We start from the raw sequence: 11,573 nt of genomic DNA on the forward strand, positions 1-11,573 counted from the left end.
GGCGTGCTCGGCGGAGGCCGCGGCGGCTGTTCACCGCGTCTCCCGGCGCAGCAGGGCGGTGGCGCGCGGACCGGTGTCCAGGCGCACCCCGCCCGGCTCGCCCCGTCCGGCGCCGCCCCGCGTCAGGACGGTCTGGTACACGTGGGCGACGTCGGCGGCGACGGTCTCCCAGTCGTAGGCGTGCACGGCGCGGCGTGCGGCCCGGGACAGCTCGGCCCGCCGCCCGGGGTCGTCCAGCAGCGCCCCGGCGCGCTCGGCCAGGTGGGCGGGGTCGCCCGTGGTGAACAGCTCCCCGGCCGCCCCCCGGTCCAGGACCGCGGAGAAGGCCGGGATGTCACTGGCCACGATGGCCGCCCCGGCGGCCATGGCCTCGGTCAGGACGATCCCGAAGCTCTCCCCGCCCAGGTTGGGCGCGCAGAACACGTCGGCGGAGTGGTAGGCGCGCACCTTGTCGGCGTCGTCCAGGCGGCCCAGCGGCACGACGCGTTCGCGCAGGTGCTCGGGGACGGCCGCCATGGCCGCCGCGGGGTCTCCGGGTCCCGCGACCAGCAGGCGCAGGGAGGGCCGGGCGGGGGCCATCAGAGTGAAGGCCTCCAGCAGGACGGACAGTCCCTTGCGGGGCTCGTCCAGACGGCCCAGGAAGCCGATCGAGCCGCCCGGTCCCGGCCAGCCCGGCAGCGGTTCGGCGGAGGCGAACCTGCGCACCGCCACCCCGTTGGGGATGAGCACGGCGTCGCCGCCCAGGTGTTCGACGAGGGTGCGCCGGGCCGCCTCGGACACGGCGATGCGCCCGTTGATCTTCTCCATCGCCGAGCGCAGGGCCGCGGAGCTGACCGCCATGGCCCGCGAGCGGGGGTTGGAGGTGTGGAAGGTGGCCACCAGCGGCCCTTCCGCGGCCCAGCACGCCAGCAGCGAGACGCTGGGCGCGAAGGGCTCGTGGATGTGCAGGACGTCGAAGTCGCCCTCGGAGATCCACCGGCGCACCCGCGCGGCGGTCCTGGGACCGAAACTGAGCCGGGCCACCGAACCGTTGTAGGGCACCGGCACCGGCCTGCCCGCGGGAACCAGGTAGCCGGGCGTGCGGACACCGTCGGCTCCGCCGACCGGTGCCAGGACCGACACCTCGTGTCCCATGCCCAGGAGCGCCTCGGCGAGGTCTCCGATGTGCTGCTGCACGCCGCCGGGCACGTCCCAGGCGTAGGGGCAGACCAGACCGACACGCATGCGCAGGGTCACCCGTTCCGTTCGTCGTGTTCGCGGGGGCTCGTCGCCGTACTCCTGGGGTCTCCTACCCCGTCCGCCGCGAACATGCCTTTCCCGGCGGACCGGGCGGGGGGCGCGGGGTCGGCCCGCCCGGGCGCGGGACGGGCGTGGTCGGCGCTGAACACCGGCTGGAGCATGTGCCAGTCCTCGGGGTGCTCGGCGATCGCCCCCTCGAAGACCCGGAGCAGCTCCTGGGTGGTGGCCCGGATGCGCTCGCCGCGGGTGGCCCCCGGGGCGACGGGGACCTCGTCGTGGACGCGGATGTTCCAGTGGGGGCCGTCGTACCACAGCGACACCGGCATCAGGGCGGCCCCGGTGTTCAGGGCCAGGGCCGCGGGCCCGGAGGGCACGCGCGCCGCCTCCCCGAAGAAGTCCACCTCCAGGCCGTTGCCGCCGATGTCGCGGTCGGCGAGCAGACACACGAGCCCTCCCGCGCGCAGCCGCCGGGACAGCGTGCCCACGGTGTTGGCCGCACCCCCGGTCAGCGGCAGGACCTCCATGCCCAGGGACTCCCGGTAGGCGGTGAACCGCCGGTACAGGCTCTCGGGGCGCAACCGCTGGGCGACCGTGGTCAGGGGGGTGCCCCGGAGGGTGATCCAGGCGCCGGCGTGGTCCCAGTTGCCCATGTGCGGCAGGGCGGCCACCACGCCGCGGCCGGACCGGACGTGCTCCTCCAGTACCTCGATGCCCGTGGCGCGGGTGGCGCCGAGGATGCGCTCCCTGCCCATGGCGGGCAGGCGGAACATCTCGTAGTAGTAGCGCATGTAGGAGCGCATCCCCGCGCGGGAGAGCGCGCGCAGCTGGGCGTCGGTGGCCCCGGGGCCCACCAGGCGGCGCAGGTTGCGCTCCAGGCCGCGGGTGCCCTCGTCGTGCGCGCGCCAGGCGCGGTCGGCCAGGCGTTGGAACGCCGCCCGGCCCACGCTCTCGGGCGCCCGTCGGACCAGGGTCCACCCGGCCGAGTAGGCCAGGTCGGCCATGCGTTCGTCCACGTCGTCGCCTCTCTCCCCTCTCCCGGTCAGGCCCCGCCGCTGGGGCCGTTGGCCTCGGCGCCGCCGTCCGCGTCGGCGAAGCCGGGGTCGTTGAGGCGGGCCCGGGTCTCCAGCAGGCGCTGCAGGATGGTGATCAGGCTCATCCCGGCGAGCAGCCACAGGCCGCCGGCCAGGACGTAGGGCACGCCCAGCTCGCTCAGGCCCACGGCGACCAGGACGATGACCAGGCGCTCGGTGCGCTCGGCGACGCCGACGTCGCAGTTGACCCCCAGTCCCTCGGCTCGGGCCTTGATGTAGGACACCATGAAGCCGCTGATGAGGCAGAAGAGGGTGAGCCCGGCCAGCAGGGGGTCCTCTCCCCCGTCGATGAACCACCACATGAGCCCGGCGAGGATGGCCGCGTCGGCGATCCGGTCCAGGCTGGAGTCGAGGAAGGCGCCGAACGCGCTGGCGCTGTCGTTGGCCCGGGCCACGGCGCCGTCGAGCATGTCGAAGAGCGCGAAGACCGTGATGATCACCGAGCCCGCGTACAGCTGTCCGCGCGGATAGAAGTAGAGGGCGCTGACGATGACACCGACGGCGCCGACGATGGTGACGATGTTCGGCGTGATGCCGATCCGGGCCAGGCTCCGGCCGAGCGGAGCGGTGACCCGGGAGGTCATGGGGCGAAGGATTCTCAGCATGGCTTCTTGCGATCGTAGGGCGGGAGGGGTAGTGGGGGTGGGAGCCGCACCGCCGGGACGGTGCGCCGTCCGCGGGGCGGCCGGGGCGCGCCGGACGAGGGGCGGGGCGGTGTGCCCGGCGGCCGGGGGAGGCGTCAGTCGCCGGGCCAGCTCTCGGCCAGTCTGGCCCTGGTCTGCTCCAACATCTCGGGCAGGACCTTGGTCTGGCCGATCACGGGCATGAAGTTGGCGTCGCCGCCCCAGCGGGGAACGATGTGCTGGTGCAGGTGGGCGGCGACACCCGCGCCCGCCACGTTACCGAGGTTCATGCCGACGTTGAAGCCGTGCGGCCGGTAGGCGGTGTTCAGGGCGTGGATGCCCGCCCGGGTGAGCGCGGCCACCTCGGCGGTCTCGTCCTCGTCCAGTGCGGTGTAGTCGGCGACGTGGCGGTAGGGGCACACCATGAGGTGGCCGCTGTTGTAGGGGTAGAGGTTGAGGACCGCGTAGGCCCACTTGCCGCGGTGGACCACCAGGCCCTCGGGGTCGGGCAGGCCGGGGGCCCGGCAGAAGGGGCAGCCGTCCTCGGGGCGCGTGCCGGTGGGTTTGTTCTCACCCTTGATGTAGGCCATGCGGTGCGGCGTCCACAGCCGCTCCCAGCCGTCGGGGCCGCCCGCCCCCGCGCCGGGAGGGGCTCCGGGGCCGTTTCCGTGCTCGTTGTCGGCACCGCTCATGGCTCGTCCGTTTCGTCGCCTGTCCGTACTTGTGTGGCGCTCCCAGCATAGAAGCGCGGGGGTGGCGCGCGCGGGGGCGGCGCGGCCTGTGGACAGCCGCACGCACCCCCTCCCCGGCACGGCGCCCCCACGGTCGGTCCTTCTAGGATCACCGGCCATGGCCACTCTCTCCCCCGCCGCCGAGGCGGACCACGAGGCGCTGTCGGCGTTCCTGGGCGAGGTCGACCTGACCCTGAGCGGTCTCGACTCCCCGTCGGTGCGGCTGTGGGTCCAGCGGGACCCCGACGGTCGCATCCGCGGCACCACCGGCTTCGAGCTGAGCGCCGACGGCCGCGACGCCCTGATCCGCAGCGTGGCCGTGCGGCCGGACCGGCGCGGAGCGGGCGCCGGGTCCGCCCTGGCCCGGTACGCCCTCGATCGGGCCGCCGCGCACGGCGCCCGGCGGGCGTGGCTGTTCAGCCGCCGCTCCGGCCCCTTCTGGCGCGGGCTCGGCTTCACCTCGGCCGACCGCCGTGAACTGGCCCGCAGGCTCGCCGACACGCACCAGGTGCGCCTGTTCACCGAAACGGGCCAGCTCGACCGCGAGGTCGCCTGGAGCCGACCGCTGCCCTGAGCGGCCCGCCCCTCCGGGCGGGGCCCCGGAATCCCCTCCCGGGGCCTCACAGGCCCAGCAGGGTGCGCAGGTGGCGCGGGGGCGGGCTGCCGTGGGCGAGCACGGCGTCGTGGCGCTGGCGCTCGGTGAGCGAGGGCCGCGCCCGGGCCAGGTCGCGGACGGTGTCGGAGACCTCGGCGTAGCCCACGTAGTAGGTGGACAGCTGGGCGCTGGTGAGCTGGGCGCGGCGCCACTTGCCGACGGCCTCGCCCTCCTCCTGGTGGCCGCGCTGGGTCAGCAGGGAGATCGCCTCGCCCTCGGTGAGGTCGCCGGTGTGCAGCCGCACGTCCAGGATCGCGTTGAGGATCATGCGCAGGCGCATCTTGAGCTGCACCAGGCGCAGCGCGAGGTTCTGGCGGGGGTCCTCCGACCAGCCGTGTCCGGCCATCACCTCCTCGGCGTAGACCGCCCAGCCCTCGACGAACGTGCCGCTCCACAGGGCGTTGCCCACCCGGGTCCCGCCGGTGTGGCGCGCGGCGTGGGCCAGTTGCAGGGCGTGGCCCGGCACGGCCTCGTGGACCATGAGGTTGCGCAGCATGCCCGCGTTGTACTCGCGGAAGAAGGACTCCCGGCGCTCGGCGGGCCAGTCCGCGGGCGGCGGGGCCACCGCGACCAGGGTGGGCTGCTCCCGGGCGCGCGGGTCCAACGGCCCGGGGGGATCGCAGTAGGCCACGGAGACGCCCCGGCGGGACTCGGGCATGGGCACGACGCGCACCGGGTCGTCGTGGACCGTCACCAGGTCGAGCTCGCGCACCCGCGCGTTCAGGTGCATGAGCGCGTCGGCGCAGGCGGGGCGGACCGTGTCGGGCCCGGTGGGGTTCCCGGCGGCCAGGGCGGCGAGCGCCTCGGCCACCTGTCCCGGTCGGCGGGGCGCGTCCTGGTACTCGGCCGCGGCCTCGGCGATCGCCTCCTCGGTGGCGATCAGGTCGCTCTCGGCCCGCACCAGCAGCGCCTCGGGGGACAGTTCGGAGTCGAGCGTGTACCACAGCTGGGCGGCGAAGTCGCGCTCGCCGAGGCGGGGGTCGGCGTGGGCGGCCTCCAGCTCGCCGCGCAGCCAGGCCGCGTAGTCCTCCACGGCGGCCAGGGCGGCCTCGCGGGCCGGTTCCACCTGGGAGGCCGCGGAGGGCTCCCGCGCGGCCAGCGCGGGCACGTCGGAGGCGAGCATGGCGCGGGCGCCCGCGGCCTGGGCCAGCGCGGTCTCCACGTGGACGCGGGACATGCCGGGGCCCTCGGACAGGCGTGCTCGCGCGGTGGCGAGGTAGTCGGGCAGGGCCGCGCAGCGCGCGGCGACCGCCGCGAGGCGCTCGGGGAGGGGCAGGACGTCGCGTTCCAGGAGGGTGTGCAGTGCCTCGCCGGGAGAGTACAGGAGCGGGTCCCAGGTGTGCGGGCGCAGCTCCGCGGTGTGCCACAGGTCGGCGCTGATCCGGGAGCGCAGGACCTCCAGGTCGACCCGGTCCCCCTCGGGAAGGAGGTCGCCGTCGATCTCGTCCAGGGAGCCGAGGGCGTCGGTGAGCACGGCGACGCGCCGCACGTCGGCCTCGTGCGAGTGGTCGGACAGGCGGGAGGCGCCCCGGGTGTCGCCCAGGTCCAGCGCCCACTCGGGGGCGTCCTGGAGCAGGGAGTCGAGCACGCGCTCGGCCACCTCGCGGAACCGCCGGGTCATGCTCCCCGGCTCGGGCTGGGAGGAAGAGCTCATTGCGCCATGATGCCAGCACGGACGCCCGGTTCCCGCCTCGCGGGAACCGGGCCGTGCTCTGTGCGGGACCCCGGCCCGGGTGGCCCAGAAGTCGGCGCGGTCAGCGCCAGGAGTTCTGGCCGCCCGTGGAAGTGGGCTGTCCGGCGGCGCCCTCGGGGTCCCCCACCGTGATGGCGTGCTCGACGAGGGTGATGAGCGTCGACTTGGTGGACGCGCGGTCGCGTGCGTCCACCTGGACGATGGGGATCTCGGGACTGAGGGTCAGGGCGTCCCGAACCTCGTCCGCGGCGTGCGGGTAGTAGCCGTCGAACCCGTTGATCGCCACGATGAAGGGCAGGCGCGCCTCCTCGAAGTAGTCGATCGCGGGGAAGCAGTCCGCGAGACGGCGGGTGTCCACCAGCACGACGGCACCGATCGCGCCCTTGACCAGGTCGTCCCACATGAACCAGAACCGGTGCTGTCCGGGGGTGCCGAACAGGTACAGGATCAGGTCCGAGTCGAGGGAGACACGGCCGAAGTCCATGGCCACGGTGGTGGTCTGCTTGTCCGGCGTCTTGGCGAGGTCGTCGACCCCGACGCTGGCGCTGGTCATGACCGCCTCGGTGGTCAGCGGCACGATCTCGGAGACGGAGCCAACGAATGTCGTCTTCCCGACACCGAAGCCCCCGGCGACGACGATCTTGACCGACGTCATCGCGTTCCCCCCAGCACCGCCTTCCTCGGCTGGGCTAGAGCTTGCGAAGTCCACTGAGCACCCTTTCAAGCAGGTTGGTGTTGGGGCGGGCGTCGTTGTTGAGCGAGGACCTGATCTGGACCAGTCCCTGCTCGGACATGTCCGCCACAAGCACCCGCGCCACGCCGAGCGGCATCCGCAACAGCGCGGAGATCTCCGCCACGGAACGCCATTCCCGGCACAGGTCGCTGATCGCCTGCCATTCGGGCGTCAGCGTCCCAGACTCGTTGCGGGCCGCCGCGGTGGCCGAGATCAGAGCCTCCAGGGGAAGCTGTGACTTCGGTTTGGTGCGGCCCTTGGTCACCGCGTAGGGGCGGACCAGCGAACTGGGCGCGCTCCCTGCGGCGGGTCGTTGTTCATACGGTTGTTGGATAGGTCGAGGAACATCTCCGCCGCCCGGAACCGCCGGCATTCCCCCCGTGGGGGGACCGCTCGGCTGTTGTCCGAACCACGAGGCGCTCCCGGCATCTCTACTGTGAGGTGCCACCACTTCCTCCTGTCGGTGGTGGTTCAGTGGATTCCCGAGGTGCGCGCCGTTGGTGTCAGCGCCCGCCCCGCCCGCTCGACGAGCAGGGTCATCTCGTACGCGACCAGACCCAGGTCGCTCTCCGCCGCCGCCAGGACCGCGAGGCAGGAGCCGTCACTGATGGCCATGATGAGCATCAGCCCCCGCTCCATCTCCACGACGGTCTGGGCGACCGCGCCACCTTCGAACACCCGTGCCGCGCCCTGCGTCAGGCTCGACAGGCCGGAGGCGATCGCCGCCAGCTGGTCGGCCCGGTCAGCCGGGAAACCCGCGGACGAGGCCAACGGAAGGCCGTCAGAGGAGACGACGATCGCGTGGGCGACATCGGGGACCCGGTCGGCAAAGTCAGTGATCAACCAGTTGAGTTCATTCACCTGTCGACTCATCTGATCTCCTGTCCAAATTCGCCGGCTGGTCTGTGGGCACTGCTACCGCCGGCACAGCATGTGACAGCACTGCCTCTACGAGCTGCCCGGTCCCTCCCGCGGGGGTGACCGGGAGACTGGTGTTCTGCTCTCGTCAAGCTACGGGTGTGGCGCGTCCGAGAAGCTCGGTTGATGCTATTGCATCCGGCGCCCGTGAATAAGGGGGACCCCGTCCCGCCAGTCGTCACCGGGGTCATCCCTCGCCTTCGCCCAGTCGGTTGCGTCCCTCGCGGACGCCCTTCTGGAAACCGGAGAAACGGTTGCGGACGCGGTCCGCGCTGCGGGTGGGCATCTGCTTGAAGTTCTCCGGCTTGGGCGCCGTCCCCGGAACAAGGTTTGCCTTGGGAACGCGTTTTGGCAAGCCCGAGGTGGTCAGTCCGCCCGCCAGCGGCTCGGCCGCGGTGCGGGCGGCCTTCCAGCCGCGGTCGGCCGCCGAGGTCCACTCCTGCTCCGAGCGCGCGCCCGGCTGGGAGCCGCTCTGCGCGGGGCGCGGGCTCTGCTCCGCCTTCGGGCGCTGGCCCTGGTCCGGGGAGACCTGCTGGATCGGACCGGTCTCGGTGGTGTCCACCGTGGGTCCGCCGGTGCGGCGCTTGAACCAGTTGGACTCGATCGCGTCGAAGATCGGCAGCGAGTCGCCGTCCTCGCCCGCCGGGGTCGGCGGGACGACCGTGTTGTTCGGTCCCTGGGCCCCACCGTAGCGGCGGGAGAGGTAGGCGGTCGAGCCGTACCCCTCGCGGGAGTCGGACTGGCCGCCGGTGCGCCAGCTGCCGGTGTCGGATGACGAGGGGGCCTGCGGGGCCGGGGGGGTGTTCCAGTCCGAGGAGACGGCCGGGAAGGTCTCGGTGTCCTCCCTGCGGGCCGGAGCCGCCGGGCGCTCGTGCGAGCCGGTGGTGTCCCTGCGGAACAGGTCGCCGGACCCGCTGTCGGCGGGGGCCCCGCCGGAGTTTTCGGCGGCACCCGGGCGCGTGCCGCCGAAGGCGTCGTAGGAGTCGGTCGCCCCCACCGGGCGGCGGAAGGCGCCGGTGTCGGTGGCGGGTCGGCGGAACGAGCCGGTGTCGGAGGGCCGGCTGAAGGACCCGGTGTCGGAGGCACGGCCCACCGAGGAGCCGTCGCCGAAGGAGGTGTCGCCGCCCGCGTCGGAGCGGGGGGCCGGGTCGAAGAGGCTGCGGCCGGTGCTCTCCGGCTGCGGCTGCTCGTCCTCGGGGACCTCGTAGGGGTCGATGACCGGGCGGCCGTTGGCGCCGGCGGCGCCGCTGGTGGTCCCGGCGCCCTTGGAGGTGTCCCAGACCGACCCCGAGTCCTCGGAGGTCTTCCACAGGTCCTGGCCGCTGGGCGGGTGCTCATCGGTCCGGGCGGAGCCGGGCTGGCGCTTGGGCAGTCCGCCCAGGTCGCCGGGGCCGGTTCCGGCCTCCTGGCTCTGCCAGGGGTCGCCGGGCTCGGCGGCGGCCGGGGTGGAGGCGAAGGCGGCCTCGGCGTCGGCGTAGGTGTTGGGCGCGCCCGAGGTGAGCTCGGGGCGGTCGGCGCCGCCCAGGGAGTGCTGGCCCTCGACCGGGGTGATCAGCAGGTCCGGCGGGAAGATGACGCGCGCGGTGGTTCCGCCGCCGTGCGCCTCCTCCAGACGGAGCTTGACGCCGTGGCGGTGGGCCAGGCGCGAGACCACGAACAGGCCCATGCGGCGCGAGACCGCGACGTCGATGTGCGGCGGTGCGGCCAGGCGGGCGTTGATCGCCGCCAGGTCCTCGGCCGCCATGCCGATACCGCTGTCGGTGACGTCGACCTGGACGCCGCCGTTGTCGAGGGTCTTGGCACTGACCAGGACCTCGGTGTCGTGGGGGGAGAAGGAGGTGGCGTTCTCCACCAGCTCGGCGACGAGGTGGATGACGTCGTTGACCGGGCGTCCGAGCACCGAGATGTGGGAGGGGGCGCGCACGTTGACGCGCTCGTACTGCTCGACCTCGGAGACGGCGCCGCGCAGGACGTCGACCAGCGGGACGGGCTGGGCCCACTTGCGGGTGTTGTCCTGGCCGGACAGGACCAGCAGGTTCTCGTTGTTGCGGCGCATGCGCGTGGCGAGGTGGTCCAGCTGGAACAGGTCGGAGAGGCGGTCGGAGTCCTGCTCGGACTGCTCCAGACCGTCGATGAGGCGCAGCTGCCGCTCCACCAGGGTCTGGCTTCGGCGGGACAGGTTGACGAACATCGCGTTGACGTTGCTGCGCAGGGCGGCCTCGTCGGAGGCCAGGGTCAGGGCCACGCGGTGGACGTCGTCGAAGGCCCGGGCCACCTCTCCGATCTCGTCGTTGGTGTCGACCTCGATCGGGGTGACCTTGACGTTCTCGGGAACGGTCCCGGCCTCCTGCATCCGGTTGATCGCGTCGGGCAGGTCGCGTTCGGCCACCCGGCGGGCGCCGTCCTCCAGGGTGCGCAGCGGGCGCACCAGGGAGCGGACCACGAGGGAGGTCAGGACGAAGACCGCCAGGAGGACGGCCGCGACGACGACGAGGTCCATGAGGGCTCGGCCCATGGCCGCGTCGCGCAGCTCGTTGGCCTCGTCGGCGATGCCCTGGGCGATGCCCTCCTCGACCGTCTGGAGGCGGTCCAGTGCGGCGTCGGCGATGCCGCGGTAGGCCTCGGGACCGTCGTTGTCGGTCACACCGGTGAGGTCGTCGCCCCGGTCGGCGCGGTACATGACGCGCATACGCATCGTGGAGACCTGGCTGACCTCCAGACCGGTGAAGTTGTCGTCGAAGATCTTGCGCTGCTCCTCCGACGCCGCCTGGGCGAAGTTGGAGATCTCGTTCTCGTAGCGGGCTCGGCTGGAGTCGATGGCCTCGGCGATACCGCCGGTCATGGTGTTGCGGACCAGCGAGTGGCTCATCAGCGCGGTCTCGTAGGAGAGCTGGTCGCGCGCGTTGGACAGCGCGGTGAGCGTGCGGACGCTCTCGCGCAGTTCGGTGTCGCCGGTCTCGTCCGCGATCGTCTGGTTGAACTCGGCGAGGGAACGCGAGATCGTCCGGTACTTGGTGACCACGGGAAGAACGGTGATGCGGGTCTCGTCGACCTCGGTCCTCAGGGACTCCAGCGTGGAGATCTGGCTGCGCATGCTGGACAGGCGGGTGGAGGCGTTGCCCTCCACCTCGCCCAGGTCGTCGAGCCGGGCGGTGAGGGTCTGCTGCAGGTCGCGCGAGGCGTTGCGCTCCTCCTCCATCTGCTGGCGCAGCTCGTCCGAGCGCCGGGCGGGGTCGGCGTTGTCGGAGATGTAGATCGCGCTGGCGGACCGCTCACGGCCCAGCTGGTTGGCCAGCTGCACGATGAGCACGCCCACCTCGGCGCGGTCCTGGATGTGGTCGTGGGTGACGGTGGAGACCGCCGCCTCGTAGACCCTCAGACCGCCGAGCGCGAGCGCGACGGCGGTGGGGATGACGATGAGGGCCACCAGTCGGGAGCGCACCCGCCAGTTACGTGGCCGCCACCAGTCGGCTCTGCGCTTGGGCGTGGCATCGGCATGTTCGGCCTGCGCTGCCTCGCTCTGCGCGCTGGCCCCGTTTTTCGTCGCTCGTGTCGACACGGACCCTCGCAACCTTTCGTGTCACCGCTTCGAGCGGCTGGTAGGACCCCAGGGGCCGACCGCTCCGACCGAAGCACCTTCGGGGAAACCGGTAGGGACCACGTGGACCACCGAACCGGGAGCGGTGGGGAATGTGGGGAGATGTGAAGACTGTCCGCCGGACTCGCCTGGGAGGAGAGGAGCCGCACACCCGGACACTTCCATGTGGGTGCGCGTGCGGTGGATAGCGTACCAATGGGCGCGAAGGGCTCGCTTCGGCGATTTGACGGCGTTCGGCAAGATCATCTTCGGCCACCCATGCTCATAGTGCCCGCAACCCCGGCATTATGAC

General features: G+C 72.8%; 10 protein-coding genes. 1 reads left to right on the forward strand and 9 read right to left on the reverse strand.

All coding sequences use genetic code 11. The annotated features are described in order from the left end of the window. Window positions 1-30 precede the first annotated feature (30 nt). The 4 genes from FYW95_RS01065 to FYW95_RS01080 all read right to left on the reverse strand — a co-directional run bounded on the left by FYW95_RS01065 (window position 31) and on the right by FYW95_RS01080 (window position 3,645). Window positions 31-1,236, reverse strand: coding sequence for a glycosyltransferase family 4 protein (locus tag FYW95_RS01065; protein WP_305081020.1), 1,206 nt, complete (start codon window positions 1,234-1,236; stop codon window positions 31-33). Next, window positions 1,233-2,252, reverse strand: coding sequence for a phosphatidylinositol mannoside acyltransferase (locus tag FYW95_RS01070; protein WP_159941282.1), 1,020 nt, complete (start codon window positions 2,250-2,252; stop codon window positions 1,233-1,235). The genes FYW95_RS01065 and FYW95_RS01070 overlap by 4 nt, the downstream gene beginning before the upstream one ends. Before the next feature lie 26 nt (window positions 2,253-2,278). Continuing rightward, window positions 2,279-2,914 (reverse strand): phosphatidylinositol phosphate synthase, encoded by a 636-nt coding sequence (pgsA, locus tag FYW95_RS01075; protein WP_159941348.1) that lies wholly within the window; start codon window positions 2,912-2,914, stop codon window positions 2,279-2,281. Window positions 2,915-3,069: 155 nt separating this feature from the next. Next, window positions 3,070-3,645, reverse strand: a complete 576-nt coding sequence (locus FYW95_RS01080; protein WP_159941284.1) for an HIT family protein — start codon at window positions 3,643-3,645, stop codon at window positions 3,070-3,072. A 157-nt stretch (window positions 3,646-3,802) separates the two neighbouring features. On the opposite strand from FYW95_RS01080, the gene FYW95_RS01085 reads away from it, so the two are divergent. Continuing rightward, window positions 3,803-4,258 (forward strand): GNAT family N-acetyltransferase, encoded by a 456-nt coding sequence (locus tag FYW95_RS01085; RefSeq protein WP_159941286.1) that lies wholly within the window; start codon window positions 3,803-3,805, stop codon window positions 4,256-4,258. A gap of 46 nt (window positions 4,259-4,304) precedes the next feature. Here FYW95_RS01085 and FYW95_RS01090 read toward each other — a convergent pair whose 3' ends face one another. The 5 genes from FYW95_RS01090 to FYW95_RS01110 all read right to left on the reverse strand — a co-directional run bounded on the left by FYW95_RS01090 (window position 4,305) and on the right by FYW95_RS01110 (window position 11,125). Beyond that, window positions 4,305-5,993 carry a DUF885 domain-containing protein gene (locus tag FYW95_RS01090; protein ID WP_159941288.1) on the reverse strand — a complete coding sequence of 563 codons (1,689 nt, stop codon included), beginning with the start codon at window positions 5,991-5,993 and terminating at the stop codon, window positions 4,305-4,307. Window positions 5,994-6,093: 100 nt separating this feature from the next. Beyond that, window positions 6,094-6,687 carry a GTP-binding protein gene (locus tag FYW95_RS01095; protein ID WP_017572034.1) on the reverse strand — a complete coding sequence of 198 codons (594 nt, stop codon included), beginning with the start codon at window positions 6,685-6,687 and terminating at the stop codon, window positions 6,094-6,096. 34 nt (window positions 6,688-6,721) lie between these two features. Continuing rightward, entirely contained in the window at window positions 6,722-7,138 is a 417-nt protein-coding gene (locus FYW95_RS01100) for a DUF742 domain-containing protein (RefSeq protein ID WP_236567640.1), read from the reverse strand. Window positions 7,139-7,236: 98 nt separating this feature from the next. Then, a complete protein-coding gene (locus tag FYW95_RS01105; protein ID WP_014909276.1) occupies window positions 7,237-7,638 on the reverse strand; it encodes a roadblock/LC7 domain-containing protein in 402 nt (133 codons plus the stop codon). Between the two features lie 232 nt (window positions 7,639-7,870). Continuing rightward, entirely contained in the window at window positions 7,871-11,125 is a 3,255-nt protein-coding gene (locus FYW95_RS01110; protein WP_236567648.1) for a nitrate- and nitrite sensing domain-containing protein, read from the reverse strand. Window positions 11,126-11,573 lie beyond the last annotated feature (448 nt).

The sequence above is a fragment of the Nocardiopsis sp. FR4 genome (assembly GCF_009830945.1).
GTDB lineage: Bacteria > Actinomycetota > Actinomycetes > Streptosporangiales > Streptosporangiaceae > Nocardiopsis.

Excerpts from the sequence above, each read along its gene's own strand:
- FYW95_RS01085 (WP_159941286.1), top strand. The coding sequence starts at position 3,803 with ATGGCCACTCTCTCCCCCGCCGCCGAGGCGGACCACGAGGCGCTGTCG.
- pgsA (WP_159941348.1), bottom strand. The coding sequence starts at position 2,914 with ATGACCTCCCGGGTCACCGCTCCGCTCGGCCGGAGCCTGGCCCGGATC.
- FYW95_RS01095 (WP_017572034.1), bottom strand. The coding sequence starts at position 6,687 with ATGACGTCGGTCAAGATCGTCGTCGCCGGGGGCTTCGGTGTCGGGAAG.
- FYW95_RS01105 (WP_014909276.1), bottom strand. The coding sequence starts at position 7,638 with ATGAGTCGACAGGTGAATGAACTCAACTGGTTGATCACTGACTTTGCC.
- FYW95_RS01080 (WP_159941284.1), bottom strand. The coding sequence starts at position 3,645 with ATGAGCGGTGCCGACAACGAGCACGGAAACGGCCCCGGAGCCCCTCCC.
- FYW95_RS01100 (WP_236567640.1), bottom strand. The coding sequence starts at position 7,138 with ATGCCGGCGGTTCCGGGCGGCGGAGATGTTCCTCGACCTATCCAACAA.
- FYW95_RS01090 (WP_159941288.1), bottom strand. The coding sequence starts at position 5,993 with ATGAGCTCTTCCTCCCAGCCCGAGCCGGGGAGCATGACCCGGCGGTTC.